General features: G+C 71.1%; 16 protein-coding genes. 9 read left to right on the forward strand and 7 right to left on the reverse strand.

Going from position 1 to position 18905, the window contains the following annotated elements; translation table 11 throughout:
• Positions 1 to 48 precede the first annotated feature (48 nt).
• On the forward strand, positions 49 to 1305 hold the full coding sequence (locus AB0I83_RS21205; RefSeq protein ID WP_363305716.1) for an MFS transporter: 1257 nt from the start codon (positions 49 to 51) through the stop codon (positions 1303 to 1305).
• A 42-nt stretch (positions 1306 to 1347) separates the two neighbouring features.
• Here AB0I83_RS21205 and AB0I83_RS21210 read toward each other — a convergent pair whose 3' ends face one another.
• Both AB0I83_RS21210 and glnA read right to left on the reverse strand, forming a co-directional pair.
• Entirely contained in the window at positions 1348 to 1725 is a 378-nt protein-coding gene (locus AB0I83_RS21210) for a DUF4267 domain-containing protein (protein WP_363305717.1), read from the reverse strand.
• 284 nt (positions 1726 to 2009) lie between these two features.
• Positions 2010 to 3371 (reverse strand): type I glutamate--ammonia ligase, encoded by a 1362-nt coding sequence (gene glnA / locus AB0I83_RS21215; RefSeq protein ID WP_147963126.1) that lies wholly within the window; start codon positions 3369 to 3371, stop codon positions 2010 to 2012.
• Positions 3372 to 3617: 246 nt separating this feature from the next.
• On the opposite strand from glnA, the gene AB0I83_RS21220 reads away from it, so the two are divergent.
• The 5 genes from AB0I83_RS21220 (at position 3618) to AB0I83_RS21240 (ending at position 9094) form a co-directional block, all read left to right on the forward strand.
• Positions 3618 to 4292 carry a DUF3105 domain-containing protein gene (locus AB0I83_RS21220; RefSeq protein WP_363305718.1) on the forward strand — a complete coding sequence of 225 codons (675 nt, stop codon included), beginning with the start codon at positions 3618 to 3620 and terminating at the stop codon, positions 4290 to 4292.
• Positions 4289 to 5017 (forward strand): DUF305 domain-containing protein, encoded by a 729-nt coding sequence (locus AB0I83_RS21225; RefSeq protein WP_363305719.1) that lies wholly within the window; start codon positions 4289 to 4291, stop codon positions 5015 to 5017. The genes AB0I83_RS21220 and AB0I83_RS21225 overlap by 4 nt, the downstream gene beginning before the upstream one ends.
• 162 nt (positions 5018 to 5179) lie before the next feature.
• Positions 5180 to 5605 carry a CBS domain-containing protein gene (locus tag AB0I83_RS21230; RefSeq protein ID WP_363305720.1) on the forward strand — a complete coding sequence of 142 codons (426 nt, stop codon included), beginning with the start codon at positions 5180 to 5182 and terminating at the stop codon, positions 5603 to 5605.
• 89 nt (positions 5606 to 5694) lie between these two features.
• The gene (locus tag AB0I83_RS21235; protein WP_363305721.1) at positions 5695 to 7260 is read left to right on the forward strand and encodes a multicopper oxidase family protein; all 1566 of its coding nucleotides are present in this window, start codon (positions 5695 to 5697) and stop codon (positions 7258 to 7260) included.
• 79 nt (positions 7261 to 7339) lie between these two features.
• On the forward strand, positions 7340 to 9094 hold the full coding sequence (locus AB0I83_RS21240; protein ID WP_363305722.1) for an NAD+ synthase: 1755 nt from the start codon (positions 7340 to 7342) through the stop codon (positions 9092 to 9094).
• 61 nt (positions 9095 to 9155) lie between these two features.
• On the opposite strand, the gene AB0I83_RS21245 is transcribed toward AB0I83_RS21240, so the two are convergent.
• The 5 genes from AB0I83_RS21245 to AB0I83_RS21265 all read right to left on the reverse strand — a co-directional run bounded on the left by AB0I83_RS21245 (position 9156) and on the right by AB0I83_RS21265 (position 15810).
• Positions 9156 to 10376, reverse strand: a complete 1221-nt coding sequence (locus AB0I83_RS21245) for an MFS transporter (RefSeq protein ID WP_356533147.1) — start codon at positions 10374 to 10376, stop codon at positions 9156 to 9158.
• 221 nt (positions 10377 to 10597) lie between these two features.
• Positions 10598 to 11797 carry a Cmx/CmrA family chloramphenicol efflux MFS transporter gene (locus AB0I83_RS21250; protein WP_363305723.1) on the reverse strand — a complete coding sequence of 400 codons (1200 nt, stop codon included), beginning with the start codon at positions 11795 to 11797 and terminating at the stop codon, positions 10598 to 10600.
• Between the two features lie 420 nt (positions 11798 to 12217).
• Entirely contained in the window at positions 12218 to 13240 is a 1023-nt protein-coding gene (locus tag AB0I83_RS21255) for an endonuclease/exonuclease/phosphatase family protein (protein WP_356533151.1), read from the reverse strand.
• 167 nt (positions 13241 to 13407) lie between these two features.
• On the reverse strand, positions 13408 to 14121 hold the full coding sequence (locus tag AB0I83_RS21260; protein ID WP_356533153.1) for a TetR/AcrR family transcriptional regulator: 714 nt from the start codon (positions 14119 to 14121) through the stop codon (positions 13408 to 13410).
• Positions 14122 to 14208: 87 nt separating this feature from the next.
• Positions 14209 to 15810: an MFS transporter gene (locus AB0I83_RS21265; protein ID WP_363305724.1), complete on the reverse strand. Its 1602-nt coding sequence runs from the start codon at positions 15808 to 15810 to the stop codon at positions 14209 to 14211.
• A 184-nt stretch (positions 15811 to 15994) separates the two neighbouring features.
• On the opposite strand from AB0I83_RS21265, the gene panB reads away from it, so the two are divergent.
• The 3 genes from panB to AB0I83_RS21280 all read left to right on the forward strand — a co-directional run bounded on the left by panB (position 15995) and on the right by AB0I83_RS21280 (position 18877).
• Complete coding sequence (gene panB, locus AB0I83_RS21270) at positions 15995 to 16882, forward strand: 3-methyl-2-oxobutanoate hydroxymethyltransferase (protein WP_356840271.1); 888 nt, start codon at positions 15995 to 15997, stop codon at positions 16880 to 16882.
• A gap of 121 nt (positions 16883 to 17003) precedes the next feature.
• The gene (locus tag AB0I83_RS21275) at positions 17004 to 18023 is read left to right on the forward strand and encodes an ATP-binding cassette domain-containing protein (RefSeq protein WP_363305725.1); all 1020 of its coding nucleotides are present in this window, start codon (positions 17004 to 17006) and stop codon (positions 18021 to 18023) included.
• Positions 18020 to 18877, forward strand: coding sequence for an ABC transporter permease (locus tag AB0I83_RS21280; RefSeq protein WP_356533159.1), 858 nt, complete (start codon positions 18020 to 18022; stop codon positions 18875 to 18877). Before AB0I83_RS21275 ends, AB0I83_RS21280 begins: the two co-directional genes overlap by 4 nt.
• Positions 18878 to 18905 lie beyond the last annotated feature (28 nt).

Here is an 18905-nt window from a genome sequence, read left to right on the forward strand (position 1 = left end):
CCCCGGGGCGACGTCCGCCCTGCCGCGTTCTCGTGAAAGTCGTGTCTGATGGACCTGGCCACCCGTCGCCGCCGAACGGCGCTCTTCCTCTTCTTCCTCATGCCCGGCCTGTCGATCTCGTCCTGGGTGACGCGGACGCCCGACATCAGGGACCAACTGGGGGCTTCCACGGCCCAGATGGGGCTCGTCCTGTTCGGACTGTCCGTCGGCTCCATGCTCGGCATCCTCAGCTCCGGGGCACTGGTGGCACGGTTCGGCACCAGGCCCGTCATGGGCGTGGGCACGGCGCTGATCATCATCAGCATCGCGGTCATCGGAAGCGGGGCCACGCTCTCCTCCACCCCCGCCGTGACGGTCGGGCTGTTCCTCTTCGGCGCCGGAATGGGAGGCGGAGAGGTCGCGGTCAACATCGACGGCGCCGAGGTCGAGCAGATCACCGGTCGGACGGTGCTGCCCACCCTGCACGGCTTCTTCAGCCTCGGCACGGTCGTCGGGGCCCTGGTCGGCATCCTGTGCACCGCCGTGGAGTTCCCGGTGCTGTGGCACCTGGGCGCCGTCGCCGTCGTCGCGGCGGGGATGTTCACGTACGCCTTCCGCGCCATCCCCGCCTCGGTCGGCAGGACGAAGGGCCCGCGGTCGACCGACGGCGGTACGGCACCGGCCCGGACCCCGGTATGGAAGGACCGGCGGCTGCTGCTGATCGGCGGGATCATCCTCGCCATGGCGCTGGCGGAGGGTGCCGCCAACGACTGGCTGCCCCTGCTCATGGTCGACGGCCACGGCGTGGACCCCGCTCTCGGCTCGGCCGTCTACGCGGGCTTCGCCGCCGCCATGACGCTCGGCCGCTTCGGTGGCGGGTTCTTCATCGACCGCTTCGGCCGCGCCCCCGTCGTCCGGGCCAGCGCACTGTCCGCCGCCTTCGGACTCGCACTGGTCATCTTCGCCGACTCCCCCGTGCTCGCGGGTGCCGCGGTGCTGTTCTGGGGCCTGGGGGCGTCACTCGGCTTCCCGGTCGCGCTCTCGGCGGCCGGCGACTCGGGCCCCGACCCGGCGGCCCGAGTCAGTCTGGTGGCGATGATCGGCTACATCGCCTTCCTCGTCGGTCCCCCGGGCCTCGGCTTCCTCGGCGACCACTACGGGCTGCGCTCCGCCATGACCGTCGTCCTCGCGTTCGTCGCGGTGGCGGTCTTCCTCGCCCCGGCCATCGGCACCCGGCGCACCACACCGCAGCAGGCCCACGCACCGCAGGCACTTGCTCCCGACGCGACAGCCCCGGACGCACCGCGGACCGCCCGGGGCGAGTGAGTCACCGGCGGCCGGGCGGGCCGCAGCCGCCCGCCCGCACGGTCACGCGACGAGCAGGAGCACACTGATCACCAGCATCACCAGGGCGGTTGCCCCATGGATGCCGTAGACAGCCACCTTGGGCCCGTTGCTGCGCAGCACGATCAGCGCGTCGCCGACGGGTATGCAGGCGGCGGCCAGCATGAACCAGCCCAGCAGGTGCGGTGTCGCCGCCGCCAGCAGGATGAAGATGAAGACCCCCGAGGCCATGTCGCGCACGGCCTTGACGGCCAACCACGCCTGGAAGTTCCGGTCCTCGGTCTTCGTGCCCGGGATACCGAAGCCTGTCGCACCCTGCGGTGCCAGGATCGCGCGCACGCCGATGACGATGATGCCTACGCCGATCAGCCCGGCCAGCACGTTGGCGACGTTGGTGAGCATGGATTGCTTCCCCCTCGGGTGACAGCGCCCGCCACCTGGCGGCGCCGACGGCACCCCTAGCGGCGCTAGAAGTAGTAGCGACAATAGACCTAGTGACAGAAGCATGTCTAGCGCCGCTAGAACATGCTCGCGTCCGCTGCCCCCGAGACGAGGAGCCCGCGCCGACGAACGCCGGCGGCCGCCGTTTCGGCGGGGAAAGCCCCTCCTGACACAGCTTCGGGCCGACGGTGAGACACCGTCGGCCCGAAGCCACGTACAAGCGCCCTACCGGCGCTGACCTGCGTCTACAGCACCGGCAGCAGGTTCTTCAGCTCGAAGGCGGAGACCTCGCTGCGGTACTCCTCCCACTCCTGCTTCTTGTTGCGCAGGAAGAAGTCGAAGACGTGCTCGCCCAGCGTCTCGGCGACCAGTTCGCTCTTCTCCATCAGCGAGATCGCCTCGCCCAGGTTCTGCGGGAGCGGCTCGATGCCCATCGCCCGGCGCTCCGAGTCGGACAGCGCCCAGACGTCGTCGTCGGCGCCGGCCGGGAGCTCGTAGCCCTCCTCGATGCCCTTGAGGCCCGCGGCGAGCAGCACCGCGTACGTCAGGTAGGGGTTGGCCCCGGAGTCGATGGAGCGGACCTCGACGCGGGCCGAGCCGGTCTTGCCCGGCTTGTACATCGGGACGCGGATCAGCGCGGAGCGGTTGTTGTGGCCCCAGCAGATGTACGAGGGGGCCTCGCCGCCGGCACCGGCGGAGCGGGAGGAGCCGCCCCAGATGCGCTTGTAGGAGTTGACCCACTGGTTCGTCACGGCGGAGATCTCCGCGGCGTGCTTGAGCAGGCCCGCGATGAAGGACCGGCCGACCTTGGAGAGCTGGTACTCGGCACCCGACTCGTAGAAGGCGTTGCGGTCGCCCTCGAAGAGCGAGAGGTGGGTGTGCATGCCTGAACCCGGGTACTCCGAGAACGGCTTCGGCATGAAGGTGGCCTGGACGCCCTGCTCCAGTGCGACCTGCTTCATGACGAGGCGGAAGGTCATGATGTTGTCGGCGGTGGACAGCGCGTCCGCGTACCGGAGGTCGATCTCCTGCTGGCCGGGGGCGCCCTCGTGGTGGCTGAACTCGACCGAGATGCCCATCGATTCGAGCATGGTGATCGCCTGGCGGCGGAAGTCCATGCCGACGTTCTGCGGGGTGTGGTCGAAGTAGCCGGAGCTGTCGGCCGGGGTCGGACGGCTGCCGTCGACCGGCTTGTTCTTCAGCAGGAAGAACTCGATCTCCGGGTGGGTGTAGAAGGTGAAGCCCAGGTCGGAGGTCTTCGCGAGGATGCGCTTGAGGACGAAGCGCGGGTCGGCGAAGGAGGGCGAACCGTCCGGCATGAGGATGTCGCAGAACATCCGCGCCGTCCCCGGGGCCTCCGCGCGCCACGGGAGGATCTGGAACGTGCCCGGGTCCGGCTTGGCGATCATGTCCGATTCGTATACACGGGCGAAGCCCTCGATGGCCGAGCCGTCGAAGCCGATGCCCTCGTCGAAAGCCTGCTCCAGCTCGGCCGGGGCCACGGCGACGGACTTGAGGTAACCGAGAACATCGGTGAACCACAGCCGTACGAAGCGGATGTCTCGCTCCTCAAGCGTCCTGAGGACGAATTCCTGCTGCTTGTCCATAGCCACATCCTTGCAGTTCAGACGGTCCGTGCACCACCGCCCGGGGTAGGGGAGACACCTCAGTATCACGACCCGGGATTTCGCCCACATTACGCACACGGTGTGAGAGAGAGCACGCGGCCACCCACTACGATCGGCGCCCATGGTGTGCAGGGTCCGCAGCACCCTTCGCGCAGCCCTCCGCGCACCGGATTCCACCGCTTCGCTCCCGTCCCTCCCGACCCCTTGGCAGAAGGACCCGAAGACATGAGCTTCGACCGCAGGACCCGCATAGAGCAGATGCGTGACGCCGACCGCAGGCACGACCGCCGCAGCCGCGTCGTGGCCATAGGCGTGAGCGCCGTGGTGGTCGCCGGCCTGCTCGGTTTCGGGTCGTACATGCTGCTGGAGAAGTCCGAGGCCAAGGAGCGGACCGAGGAGAGCCGGGCCCAGGACTCCAAGCAGACCGAGCAGGACAGGAAGGAGCTCGCAGCCGAGCCGATCGCGGGCGAGAAGACGTGGGACGCGAAGAAGCTGACCCGCAACCACGTCACGACCGAGGTGAAGTACCCCATGCAGCCGCCCGTGGGCGGGGACCACAATCCGGCGTGGCTGAACTGCGACGGCGTCGTATACGAAAAGGCCGTCCCGGACGTCAACGCCGTGCACGCACTGGAACACGGCGCGGTCTGGGTGACGCACAGCGAGAAGGCCTCGGGAGGCGACGTCGGCAAGCTCGCGTCGCGCGTCAGGAGCACCCCCTTCTCCCTGATGTCCCCGTACGAGGGACAGGACGGGGACATCATGCTCAGCGCCTGGGGGAAGCAGGTCACGGTCGACAGCGCGGACGACCCGCGGGTGGCCCGCTTCTTCGCGAAGTACGTCCAGGGCGCGCAGACGCCCGAGCCGGGCGCGCCGTGCACCGGCGGGGTCGACGGGTGAGCCCCTGGACCGTCCGGCGCACCCGGTGGGTGGCGGGCTCGGCCGTGGGCCTCGCGCTGCTCTTCGCCGGCGCGGCGACGGTCGCATCCGCGGGGGGTGACGGGGCCGCACCCGCGCCCCGTACTCCGGCCGCCGACTCCGCGGACGCGGGCTTCGCCCGGGACATGGCCGTCCACCATCAGCAGGCCGTGGAGATGTCCTTCACCGTGCGGGACGTGACGCGGGACGAGGACGTGCGGCGGCTGGCGTACGACATCGCCAACACACAGGCCAACCAGCGGGGCATGCTGCTCGGCTGGCTCGACCTGTGGGAGCTGCCGAAGACGGCACCGGACGGGCAGGCCCCGATGGCGTGGATGACCGGCGGCGCCGACGAGCACGACGGCACCGGCCACAGCGGCCACGACATGGGCGGCACGCACGGCAGGGACGGCATGACGGGCATGCCGGGCATGGATCACGAAGGGGCCCTGATGCCCGGCATGGCCACCAGGGCCGAGCTGAAGCGGCTGCGCGAGGCCGACGGGCGTGAGGCCGAGATCCTCTTCCTGCGGTTGATGACGGACCACCACAAGGGGGGCGTCGCCATGGCCGAGGGCTGCGCCGACCGGTGTGCGGTGCCGGCGGAGAAGCGCCTTGCCCAGGGCATGGTGGCGGCGCAGAGGTCCGAGCTGGAACTGATGGCGGACATGCTGGCCGAGCGAGGCGCCGCACCCCGTCCGTGAGGGACGCCGGACCGTCGCAGGGGGCCGCGAGGACGGTCGGCCCCTGCCCGGCGTACACCTGTCCGGGTGATCCGCCAGCGGTCGCGTACGCCGGGCGGGCCCACCACAATGGATGGGGCTCGGGGTCGTACGGCATGCCCATCGGCACGCAGGAGGAACTCCATGACCACCGCGAAGGACATCATGAGCGCCGGGACCCAGTGGATCCCCGCACACGAGACGCTCGACCGCGCCGCCCAGATGATGCGCGACCACGAGGTGGGCGCGCTGCCCGTCTCCGCCAACGGCGGGCAGGACCGGATGGTCGGGATCATCACCGACCGCGACATCGTGATCAAGTGCGTGGCTTCCGGGCACGATCCGTCGGCGGTGACCGCCGGCGAACTGTGCGACGGCACACCGCGCTGGATCGACGCGTCCGCCGGTGTCGACGCGGTGCTGGAGGAGATGCAGAGCCACCGGATCCGCCGGCTCCCGGTCGTGGAGGGCAAGAGGCTCGTCGGCATGATCAGCGAGGCCGACCTGGCCCGCCATCTGTCCGACGAGCAGGTCGCGGGCTGGGCCGAGAAGGTCTACGCCGGCTCCTGAACCTCCGCCCGGGCGCGCCCCGGCACCGTACGGGGCCGGTCGGGTGTCGGGGCGCCGCCCGTGTACCCGACGAGGGTACGGTGCGCAATATGTCTGAAATGCCCAGCCGCCGCACCGTACTCGGCTCCAGCCTCGCCCTGGCGGGAGCGACGGCCCTCGCCACCCGGGCCCACGCCGCCCCGCTGCGCGCCACCTCCCCCGCGCGAGCCGCCGACACCTACGTCGCCCCCGACGGACCGGAGGTCGCGGACGCCGAGGCCAAGCGGGGCACAGGCCCCCTGCGGAAGGTCTCGCTCACGGCCACCGCGTCCAGCCTCGACCTGGGCGACGGCCTCACCGTCCCCTCCTGGGCGTACGGCGACCGACTGCCCGGCCAGGCTGTCCGGGTCACGGCGGGTGACCAGCTGGAGCTCACCCTCACCAACCAGCTGACGCAGTCGACGTCCCTGCACTGGCACGGCCTCGCGCTGCGCAACGACATGGACGGCGTGCCCGGCCTGACCCAGCAGGCGATCCAGCCGGGCGCCGGGTTCACGTACCGCTTCGCCGTCTCGCACCCGGGTACGTACTGGATCCACCCGCACTCAGGCGTCCAGCTGGACCGGGGCCTGTACGCGCCGCTGATCGTCGACGACCCCCGGGAACCGCTGGCCTACGACAAGGAGTGGGTGGTCGTCCTCGACGACTGGCTCGACGGGGTGGACGGCTCCACCCCCGACGCGGTACTCGGCGAGCTGACCGGAGGCCGGGTCAGCGCTCATGACGCGGCGGGCCACAGGGCGAAGGCCGCCCGGGGCCGTGCGGCGGCGGACGGCGACGCACCCTCACGCCTGCTGGTGGGTGCGAGCAGCGACCTGCTCGGCGGCCACGCCGGAGACGTCGCCTATCCGCACCACCTCGTCAACGGCCGCAGAGCGACGGCCCCTTCGGTGTTCGAGGCGAGTCCGGGCGACCGCATCCGGCTGCGGATCATCAACGCCGGCGGGGACACCGCGTTCCGGCTGGCGCTCGGCGGGCACCGGATGACCGTGACGCACACGGACGGCTTCCCGGTGCGGCACACCGAGACCGACGCGCTGCTGCTGGCGATGGGCGAGCGGTACGACGTGCTGGTGACCGCCGGGGACGGGGTGTTCCCGCTGACCGCGCTCGCCGAGGGCAAGGAGGCGTCGGCACTGGCCGTGCTGAAGACGGCCTCGGGTGCGGTTCCGCCCGCCACGGTGCGGCCCGCCGAGCTGGACGGTGAACTGGTCACGGCGGACCGCCTGGCCCCGGACGAGTCCGTGGCCCTGGCCGAGCGCGAGCCCGACCGGACGGTGCGGATGACGCTCACGGGCTCGATGGACGCGTACGACTGGGCCTTCGACGGCAAGCCCTACGACCCGGCGGTGCGGCAGCCCGTCAAGGCCGGTGAGCGGGTGCGGCTGGTCTTCACCAACCGCACCGGGATGTGGCATCCGATCCATCTGCACGGCCACACGTTCGCCTTGGCCGGCACGGCCCTCGGCGCCCGCAAGGACACCGCCGCGGTCCTGCCGGGGCGTTCGCTGACGGTCGACCTGGACGCCGACAACCCCGGCCTGTGGATGCTGCACTGCCACAACGTCTACCACGCGGAGGCGGGCATGATGACGGTGCTCGGCTACCTGCGGTGAGCCGGCTGGGGGCGGGGACCGGACGGATTGCCGGGCCCACGGCAGGACATCGCGTCAGTCAGACGATTACACTGGCCCCGTGCCTCAACTACGTCTCGCACTGAACCAGATCGACTCGACCGTCGGTGACCTCGCGGGCAACGCGGAGTCGATCGTCCACTGGACCCGGCACGCCGCCGAGCAGGGCGCCCACCTGGTGGCGTTCCCGGAGATGGTGCTGACCGGCTACCCCGTCGAGGACCTGGCCTTGCGCTCGTCCTTCGTCGAGGCGTCGCGGGAGGCGCTGCGCGCACTCGCCTCCCGCCTCGCCGACGAGGGCTTCGGCGAGGTCCCGGTCGTCGTCGGCTACCTCGACCGCTCGGAACACGCCGCGGTGCGCTACGGGCAGCCCGCGGGTTCCCCGCGCAACGCCGCCGCCGTGCTGCACCGCGGACGGGTCGCGCTGAACTTCGCCAAGCACCACCTGCCCAACTACGGCGTGTTCGACGAGTTCCGGTACTTCGTGCCCGGCGACTCGATGCCCGTCGTGCGGGTCCACGGCGTCGACGTGGCCCTCGCGATCTGCGAGGACCTCTGGCAGGACGGCGGCCGTGTCCCGGCCGCGCGCGCCGCCGGGGCCGGGCTGCTGCTGTCGATCAACGCCTCACCGTACGAACGGGACAAGGACGACACCAGGCTCGAACTCGTCCGCAGGCGCGCCCGGGAGGCCGGCTGCACGACCGCGTACCTGGCGATGATCGGCGGCCAGGACGAGCTGGTCTTCGACGGGGACTCGATCGTCGTCGACAGGGAGGGCGAAGTCATCGCCCGTGCGCCCCAGTTCGCGGAGGGCAGCGTGATCCTGGACCTGGATCTGCCGGCCGCCGCCGCCGAGGCGCCGTCGGGGGTGGTCGGCGACGGGCTGCGTGTCGACCACGTGGTGCTCGACGGGGAGCCGCTCCCCGCCTACGAACCGGAGCTGGCGGGCGGGTACGCCGAGCGGCTCGACGACGACGAGGAACTGTACTCGGCGCTGGTCGTGGGCCTGCGCGCGTACGCCGCGAAGAACGGTTTCAGCAGCGTGCTGATCGGGCTCTCGGGCGGTATCGACTCGGCGCTGGTCGCGGCGATCGCCTGCGACGCGCTGGGCGCCGCGAACGTGTTCGGCATCTCGATGCCGTCGAAGTACTCCTCGGAGCACTCCAAGGGCGACGCGGCGGAACTGGCCAGGCGCACCGGGCTGAACTTCCGCACCGTACCGATCGAGCCGATGTTCGACGCCTACATGGGCTCGCTGGGGCTGACCGGCCTGGCCGAGGAGAACCTCCAGTCGCGGCTCCGGGGCACGATGCTGATGGCCGTCTCCAACCAGGAGGGCCAGATCGTGCTGGCGCCGGGCAACAAGTCCGAGCTGGCGGTGGGTTACTCCACGCTGTACGGGGACTCGGTCGGCGCGTACGGGCCGATCAAGGACGTGTACAAGACGTCGGTCTTCCGCCTGGCGAAGTGGCGCAACCGCGCCGCCGAGGAGCGCGGGCAGGTCCCGCCGATCCCGGAGGCCTCGATCACCAAGCCGCCGAGCGCCGAACTGCGCCCGGACCAGGTGGACACGGACTCCCTGCCGGACTACGACGTGCTGGACAGGATCCTGGAGATGTACGTCGACCGGGACCAGGGCGGGGACGCGATCGTGGCGGCGGGGTTCGACGCGGCCCTGGTGACGAGGACGCTGCGGATGGTGGACACGGCGGAGTACAAGCGGCGGCAGTACCCGCCGGGCACGAAGATCTCACCGAAGGGCTTCGGCAAGGACCGCAGGCTGCCGATCACCAACCGGTGGCGCGAGTCGACCTGATCCGACAACGAAGCCGGGTCCGCACCCTCGGTGCGGACCCGGCTTCGTCGTACGCGCGGGCTCAGGACTCGCGGGAGGACGCCTTCGCCGTCTCGCGCACCTCGGCGCGCGCGCCGGAGGCCACCACGCGCGAGGCGCCCGGGGTCCGGTCCAGGACACCCGCGGTGACCGCCACCGCGAGTCCGGCCACCGCCAGCACCGCGCCGACCAGCGCCGGGGAGGTCCAGCCCCAGCCCGCCGCGATGGCCACACCGCCTAGCCAGGCCCCGCCCGCGTTGGCGAGGTTGAAGGCCGAGTGGTTGGAGGCGGAGGCGAGCGTGGGGGCGTCCTTGGCCTTGTTCATCACGAGCATCTGCAGCGGCGTGGTCGTCATGAAGCCGATGCCGCCGAGCAGCACGACCATGACCAACGCCGCCCACTGCACGTGGACCGTGAAGGGGAAGACGACCAGGACGACGGCCAGTGCCCCCAACGAGCCGTAGAGGGTGGGACGCAGCGCCCGGTCGGTCAGCGGTCCGGCCGCCAGGGCGCCCAGGGTCATCCCGATGCCGAAGAGCGCGAGGACCAGCGTGACCGAGGACTCGCCGAAGCCCATCGCCTCGGTCGTCATGGACGAGAGGTAGGAGTAGACGGCGAAGACGCCGGCGAAGCCGAGGACCGCGGTGAGCAGGCCGAGCAGCACCTGCCGGTTGCCCAGCGCGCTCAGTTCGCGACGGACGTTCTGCTGGGCCTCGACGGGGATCTGCGGGACGAGACGGGCGAGTGCGGCCATGGCGACGAGGCCGATCACCGCGACCACCATGAAGGTGGCGCGCCAGCCGAGGTGCTGCCCGAGCAGGGTGGCGGCCGGTACGCCGACGATGTTCGCCACGGTGAGCCCGAGGAACATGGTGGCGACGGCGCGGGCCTGGCGGCCGTCCGGCACGAGGCGGGCGGCGACGACCGCGCCGACGCCGAAGAACGCTCCGTGCGGCAGCCCGGCGAGGAACCGGCCGGCCAGCAGCCAGCCGAAGTCGGGCGCGAAGGCGGAGGCGGCGTTGCCGACGGTGAAGACGGCCATCAGCAGCAGGAGCATCCGCTTGCGCGGGATCCTGGAGCCGAGACCGGTGAGCAGCGGAGCACCGAGGACGACGCCGATCGCGTACGCCGAGACGAGGTAGCCGGCGGTGGGTACGGACGTTCCCAGATCGTCCGCGACGTTGGGCAGCAGGCCCATCATCACGAACTCGGTGGTGCCGATGCCGAAGGCGCTCACAGCGAGGGCGAGCAGGGCCAGGGGCATGGTGGAGACCTTTCGGGGTCAGGGGGCGCGGCCCGGACCTCAGCGGTGGGCGGCGGTGGATGTGTGCGGGAGCGTCGGCTTCATTGCCGGGACGGGTTATGTACCCCTTCGGAACAAAGTCTCTCAGACGTTTTATGCCCGGACGTGAACATGCCGTTGCGCCGAGGTGTGATGTGGGCGTCACTCGACGGCCCCGCACCGGCCCCCCGGGACATCCGACGTCACAGCTCCCGCTCCGGACAGCGGCCGGTGGGCACCCCGCTCCGGGCCCCGACCGCCCTCGGGGACACGAACAGTACCGCTGTGCCCACGACCGCCAGGCACATGAGGAGTACGCCGACCCAGACCGGCGAGCGGTAGCCGAAGCCGGCGCCGAGCGCGAGCCCGCCCAGCCAGGGGCCCACGGCGGCACCTACGTTGAAGGCGGCCGTCGCGAAGGAACCCGCCATCGTCGGTGCGTCCGGGGCGAGTCGGAAGACCCGGGTGATCAGCGTGGTCCCCGTACCGAAGGCGAGCGCCCCCTGGAGCGGCACCAGGACGAGGACCGCCACCGGGTGGGCGGCGGTCAGGGCCAGTGCGGCCCAACCGAGGGCCGACGCCGCCGTTCCGAGCCGGACGACGGTGTCCGGGCGGGTATCGGCAAGGCGTCCGGCCAGGGTGACACCCGCGAACGAGCCGGCACCGAACAGGGCGAGCACCACGGGTACCCAGCCCGCGCCGAAACCGGTGACCCGGGTGACCAGCGGTTCCAGGTAGGAGAAGGCACAGAAGGTCGCCCCCTGCGCGAGCGCCATGACAAGCAGGGTGAGCAACAGCCGGGGGCGGGCCAGGGCCCGCAGTTCACTCCGCACCCCCGCCTGCGGCGGGCCGTCGGGCCGGCCGCCCGGCACCGACACGGTCAGCACGGCCACGGCAGGTACGGAGACGAGGGCCACGGCCCAGAACGCCGAGCGCCAGCCCCACAGTTCCCCGAGTACCGCACCCGCCGGAACACCCACCACGCACGCGACGGTGACGCCGCCGACGACCACCGCGGTGGCTCTCGCCCGCTGGTGCGGACCGACCACGGCCAGCGCGGTGACGAGTGCCACCGCCCAGAAACCGGCGTTGGCGAGCGCCCCCGCCACCCGGGTGGCGAGCAGCACACCGTAACTTGCGGTGAGCGCCCCGACGACGTGGGCGGCGATGAAGACGCCCTGGAAGAACAGCAGGGCCCGGCGCCGGGGCCAGGTACGGCCGGCCAGAGCGGTGAGTGGCGCACCGACCACCATCCCCACCGCGAAAGCCGAGGTCAGCAGACCGGCGGCACCCAGCGAGACGTGCAGGTCAGCGGCGATACCCGAGAGCAGCCCGGACAGCATGAACTCCGATGTGCCCTGGGTGAAGACCGCGAGCCCGAGCGCGTACACAGCGAATGGCATGAGAAGGAGACCCCTTGTACGGAACCGTCGGAGGAATGAACGGCGTGCAGGGGATGCAGGCCGCGCCCGTCGTCACGCGCGGGAGCACGAGGACGGCGACACGGCGGAATGCTGGTGTCCTTGCCGGACACGGGAGTCGGCCCACACCGCCACGGGGATCCGGCGGTGGTCGACGGCACGACGGGGAAGGCCGGTTGACCGCTGAGGTCAGGGGCTTTCGGCGTCGGCGACCGGCCACCGGCGAACCGGCGGCCGGATTCTGTCGGACTCGGGGCTGGGCATGGAGGGAAGCTTATCTCGCCCGGCAGCCGGTCACGCGGCTTCGGGGCGACGAAGGTTCGGGGCCGCCGTGCGGTCCACAGGAGGCTCCGCGGCCGGGCCGGGCGGGCGACGTCCGCTCCGACTCGCTCACCCGGTGATTCACAGCCGCACGCGGGCCGCGATCGGGAGGTGGTCGCTGTCGGTGGCGGGAAGCGTCCAGGAGGCGAGGGGTTCGACGCCCTTGACCATGATCTGGTCGATCCGCGCCATCGGGAAGGACGCCGGCCAGCTGAACCCGAAGCCGTCACCGGCCGCGCCCTGGGTGGAGCGCATCTGCGCGGTGACCGCGTTCAGCGAGCGGTCGTTCATCGTCCCGTTCAGGTCGCCGAGCAGGACGACGCGGTCCAGCTGTTCGTGGGAGATCGCCTCGCCCAGCGCGTCGGCGCTGTCGTCGCGCTGGTTGGCGGTGAAGCCCGCGTGCAGTTTGACCCGTACGGAGGGCAGGTGCGCGACGTACACCTTCACCGGGCCCTCGGGGGTGGTGACCGTGGCGCGCATCGCGCGGGTCCAGCCCAGCTTGATGTCGACGGGGCTGGAGTCGGTCAGCGGGTACTTGCTCCACAGGCCGACGGTGCCCTGTACGGAGTGGTGCGGGTAGCGGTCGGCGAGCGCGTCCTCGTACGCCGCCACCTTGCCGCCGGGAAGTTCCTGGAGTGCCACGATGTCGGCGCCCGATCCCGCGACCTGCTGGGCGGTGCCCGCGGGGTCGGGGTTGCCCGCGTTGACGTTGTGGGTCGCGACGGTGAGGTCGCCGCCGGTGCCCGACTTGTCGGCGAACAGCAGGCCGCCGAAGAGGTTGAGCCAGACCGCGACCGGCAGGACCAGGGCGATCACCGCGGTCGCGGAACGCCGGACCAGGCCGAGGACCAGCAGCACCGGTACGAGCAGGCCGATCCAGGGCAGGAACGTCTCGATGAGGCTGCCCAGGTTGCCGATGGCGTTCGGGATGTCCGAGTGGAGGACCATCACGAGGGTCAGCAGGACCGAGCAGAGCGCCAGGAGGATGCCTCGCCGCCAGATGCCCCGGTCGGTGGCGAGTCTGTGGCGCAGGGCCCCGAGACGGGAGCCGGGCCGCCGGCCCGCGTCTGCGTTCTCGGTGTCCGCCCTGTACGCCTGCACCATTGCGCTCGTCCTCACTGCCTTGCCTTACACATCACCGCGCCTCATGACCCTAGGCGATGGGTGACGCCGTTCCCGCCGTCGACGACGGCCGTTCTGCCATGGGGACGAACGATGCGGTGCGGCGGGTTCCGGTCACCGTGGCGTTTGCCTGGCTTGTGACAGAACGATCACACAACGGCGGTCGACGGCGGTTCCCCGGCCGTGGCCGGCGGCTTCGCCGGCCGTGGAGCGAGGCCCTGGAGGAGGATCCGGATGATGCGGTCCGCGAGGTCCTCAGGCAGGGGCGCGTCGGGCCGGTGGACGGTGCGTACGAGCATGGGGCCGAGGAACAGGTCGTCCATGAACTCCACGTCGAGGTCGTCGCGGAGCTCCCCCGCGTCCACCGCCCGCCGCACGGCGGCCAGCATGGCGGCGCGGCGGGGTGCGATGACGGTGGCCTGGTACTCGGTCCACAGCCTGGGATGCTTCTTCATCTGCACGAACACGTTGTGCAGAAGTGCGGAGGAGCGCTGGGCGAGACCGCGTGTACGCATGGATTCCAGGAGCACGCGCAGGTCGTCCAGGCCCTCGGTGCCGGAGACGGTGGGATCGGCGGGTTCGATGTCGCGCAGGACGTCGACGAAGAGCTCCTCCTTGCCGCTCCACCGGCGGTAGATGGTCGCCTTGCCCACCCCGGCGGTGCGGGCGATGCGCTCGATGGACAGGCCGTCCAGCGTCTCGCCCGCCTCCAGCAGTTCCACGACGGCGTCGAGGATCGCCCGCTCGACGGCCGCGCTGCGGGGACGGCCACGCCGGGGCTCGGGGCCCTGGCAGGAGGCAGAGGGGTCCTCGGCCCGGTCCCGTTCCGGGTCCTGTGCCGGGTTCTGTGCCGCCTGCCGCACCTGGGCCGCCTCTCGCTGCGCCGTTCCGCCGTCCGTCTCGATTCTCGCCGACCGGCGGAGGCGGAGCGACCGCCGGTCGGCGTCGGATCAGGACTGCAGCACGCGCTCCCCGCTCTCCTCAGGGGCCTCAGGGGCCTTGGCCCGCGGCCTGCCGGGCAGGAAGGCGGCCACGACCGCCGCGCCGATCAGGGCGACGGCCGCCGAGCCGAGGGCGGTGACGTGCATCGCGCCGATGAACGCGTCGTTGGCGGCGGCGATCAGCGGCCTGCCGGCCGGACCCAGCTTCTCCGCGACGCCGAGGGTCGCCTCGATGGACTCCCCCGCGACGTCGCGCGCGCCGGCCGGTACGGCGTCGAGGTGGCCCTCGATGTCGCTCCGGTAGACCGTGGAGAGCACCGAGCCGAGTACGGCGATGCCGAGCGCCCCGCCGACCTGGCGGAAGGTGTTGTTGATGGCGGAGCCGGAACCGGCCCGCTCGCGGGGCAGTGCCTGCATCACGGCGACGGTGACCGGCGGCATGATGTGCGCCATGCCGGTGCCCTGGACGAAGAAGACCAGGCAGAGCACCCACAGCGGGGTGTCCGCGCCGAACAGCGCGAAGGCCGCGAGGCCGGCGGCGACGAGCAGCATGCCGACGGTGCAGACCGCGCGGGCCCCGAACCGGTCGACGACCAGGCGGGCACGCGGGGCGAAGATCATCTGCGCGGCGGCCAGCGGCAGGATCAGCAGCCCGGACTCCAGCGCGGTGTAGCCGCGCACGCTCTGCAGGTAGAAGGCGGAGAAGAAGGTGACGCCCATCAGCGCGAAGAAGACCAGCGCGATGGCTGCGACCGCGGCGGAGAAGGCGGGCTTGCGGAAGTAGGAGATGTCGATGGACGGGTGGCTGCTGCGCTTCTCGTGCCAGACGAAGCCCGTCAGGACCAGCAGGCCTCCGATCAGCGGCGCGAGGACGGTGATGTCGGTGAAGGAGGCGAGTTCGCCGCCGCGGATGATGCCGTACACCAGCAGGACCAGCCCGACGATGGACAGGACGACCCCGAACGGGTCGACGCGGCCGGGGTTCGGGTCGCGGGAGTCGGGGACCAGGACGGCCATGGCGATCAGCGCGACGACCACCACCGGCACGTTGACCAGGAAGATCGAGCCCCACCAGAAGTGCTCCAGGAGCAGCCCTCCGGTGATCGGGCCGATCGCGATGCCGAGGCCGACGCTGCCGGCCCAGATGCCGATGGCCTTGGGCTGCTCGTCGCGCTCGAAGACGTTCATCAGGACGGCGAGGGTGGCGGGCATCACGAACGCCGCGCCGAAGCCCATCAGCGCGCGCCAGGTGATGAGCTGGCCGGGCGAGGTGGAGAGCGCGGCCAGGGCGGACCCGATGCCGAAGACCAGGATGCCGGCCAGCAGGACCTTCTTGCGGCCGATGCGGTCGCCCAGCAGCCCGGCGGTGAAGAGCAGCCCGGCGAACACGAGCGTGTAGGAGTTGATGGCCCACTCGAGCTCGCTCTGGGTGGCGCCGATCCCGGTCGGCGCGGGGCTCGCGATCGTCTTGACCGCGACGTTCAGGATCGAGTTGTCCAGAACGACGATGAGCAGGCTGAACATGAGGACGCCGAGGACGGCCCAGCGGCGGCGGTGGACCGCCTCCGGGACACGGGGCGCGGCGGCAGGGGCGCCGGACGGTATGGACATGGCCACGACCCTATCCGACTTCCAATACGAGACCGTCTCGTATTGGAAAGACTTTACCCACTCGGCGCGCACCGTTCACGTGGTACGGCGGGCCCACTTCCCGGGAACGGTCACGGGATGCCACCATGGAAGGGATCCGGGGACGCCGTCAGGGCGCCACGAGATGACGAAGGAGCCGTTGGCCATGTCGCTTCAGGCTGCGCAGAACCAGTCCGCCACACCCCCCGCGGGTCCCACCCCCGGCGCCGGCAAGGCGCTGTACGGGGGCACGAGCACCCGCCGCATCAGTGTCCACGACATCGCCGCCGCCACCGAGCGGGGCGAGAAGTGGCCGATGCTCACCGCCTACGACGCGATGACCGCGTCCGTCTTCGACGAGGCCGGCATCCCGGTCATGCTCGTCGGTGACTCCATGGGCAACTGCCACCTCGGTTACGAGACCACGGTGCCCGTCACCATGGACGAGATGACCATCCTCTCGGCCGCCGTCGTGCGGGGCACGAAGCGCGCCCTGGTCGTCGCCGACCTGCCCTTCGGCGCGTACCAGGAGGGCCCGGTCCAGGCCCTGCGCAACGCCACCCGGCTGGTCAAGGACGCCGGTGTCGGCGCGGTCAAGCTGGAGGGCGGCGAGCGTTCGCACGAGCAGATCCGCCTCCTGGTCGAGGCCGGGATCCCCGTCATGGGCCACATCGGCCTGACCCCGCAGTCCGTCAACGCCATGGGCTACCGGGTGCAGGGCCGCGGCGAGGAGGCGGCCCAGCAGCTGCTGCGGGACGCGAAGGCGGTCCAGGACGCGGGCGCGTTCGCCGTCGTCCTCGAGCTCGTACCGGCCGAGCTGGCCGCCGAGGTCACCCGCACGCTGCACATCCCGACCGTCGGCATCGGCGCCGGGCCCGACACGGACGCCCAGGTACTGGTCTGGACCGACATGGTCGGGCTGACCGGCGGCAAGGTGCCGCGCTTCACCAAGCAGTACGCGAACATGCGTCAGGTGCTCGCCGGCGCCGCCAGGGAGTACGCCGAAGACGTCGTCGGCGGAACGTTCCCCGCCGCGGAGCACACCTTCCACTGACGCCCACACGACCACTGCCGCACCACCGACAGCCCGCCGACTTCCCCCATCGGCGGGCTGTCGCCTGCCGTGGGCGCTCTGTCAGCGACATGTCGGTGACTTGTCGGTGCGGGCTGGTCTGATGGTGCCCATGACGCAAATCGACAAGAACCTCAGGGGCGGCAGGAACGCCGTCGAGGTGCGGGGGCTGGTCAAGCACTACGGCGAGACCAAGGCACTGGACGGTGTGGACCTCGACGTACGCGAAGGCACCGTCCTCGGCGTGCTGGGCCCCAACGGCGCCGGGAAGACCACCCTCGTACGCTGCCTGTCCACCCTGATCCTGCCCGACGCCGGGCACGCGGTCGTGGCGGGCTACGACGTGGTGAAGCAGCCCCGGCAGCTGCGCCGCACCATAGGCCTGACCGGGCAGTACGCCTCGGTCGACGAGAAGCTCTCCGGCTGGGAGAACCTCTACATGATCGGACGGCTGCTCGACCTGCCGCGCAAGAAGGCGCGCTCCCGCGCCGACGAACTGCTGGAGCGCTTCTCGCTCACCGACGCCGCCAAGAAGGCCGCGATGGACTACTCGGGCGGCATGCGGCGCCGACTGGACCTGGCCGCATCGATGATCGGCAGCCCGGCCGTCCTCTACCTGGACGAGCCGACGACGGGCCTCGACCCCCGTACCCGCAACGAGGTCTGGGACGAGGTGCAGCGGATGGTCGCCGAGGGGGCGACCGTGCTGCTCACCACCCAGTACATGGAAGAGGCCGAACAGCTCGCCGACGAGCTCACCGTCATCGACCACGGAAAGATCATCGCCCGGGGCGGGGTGGACGAGCTCAAGGCCAAGGTCGGCGGCCGCACACTGCAGATCCGTCCCTCCGACCCGGCCGAACTGGCCGCGATGGCGCAGGCGCTGCGGGAGACCGGACTCGACGGCGTCGCGGGCGCCCAGGCGGTTCCGGACGAGGGACTGCTCTACGTACCGATCCTCAGCGACGAGCAGCTGACCGCGGTGATCGGCCTGCTCGGTACCCGGGGCTTCGCGCTCGCCCATGTCGCCACCGCGCTGCCCAGTCTGGACGAGGTGTTCCTCGCCATCACCGGTGACAAGACCACCACCACCGCCACGAGCCCCCAGGAGGTCGCGGCATGAGCACGACGACTCTGACGCCCACCCCCACCGGCCCGGCCGCGTCCGCACCGGCCGCGAAGCTCCACGACGAGGGCCGGATCGGCCTGCGGAACAACCTGCGGCACATCGGGGCACTGGTGCGGCGCAACCTGCTCCAGATCAAGAAGGATCCGGAGTCGATGTTCGACGCGCTCCTGATGCCGATCGTCTTCACGCTGCTGTTCGTCTACGTCTTCGGCGGTTCGGTCGGCAGCAGCATGGGCGGCGGCCGGCAGGAGTACCTCAACTACCTGATCCCGGGCCTGATGGCGATGATGGGCATGAACATCGCCATGGCGGTCGGGTCCGGTGTCAACGACGACTTCCGCAAGGGGGTCATGGACCGGTTCCGCACGATGCCGATCGCCCGCTCCTCGGTGCTCATCGCGAAGATCGTGGTCGAGCTCGGCCGGATGATGGTGGCCACGCTGATCCTGCTGGGCATGGGCTTCGCGCTCGGCATGGAGCTCCAGGAGTCCGTGCTGGGGCTGGTCGGGGCGATCGCCCTGTCGGCCGCGTTCGGCGCCGCGATCATGTGGATCTTCATCCTGCTCGGACTGACCATGAAGACGGCTCAGGCGGTCCAGGGGACGGGGATGCTCGTGCTCATGCCGCTGCAGTTCGGTTCGTCCATCTTCGCGCCGACCGGCACCATGCCCGGCTGGCTCCAGACCTTCACCGACTACAACCCGCTGTCCAACCTGGCCGACGCCGCCCGCGCCCTGATGATGGGCGGCCCGCTCGCCCACTCGGTCTGGGTGACGCTCGGCTGGACCGTGCTCATCACCGCGGTGATGGCACCGCTGGCGGTGTCCAGGTTCCGCAAGAAGTCCTGACGGAGGAGGCCGCGGACCCCGGCCGGCC

This window comes from Streptomyces sp. NPDC049970, from assembly GCF_040660235.1.
Lineage (GTDB): Bacteria > Actinomycetota > Actinomycetes > Streptomycetales > Streptomycetaceae > Streptomyces.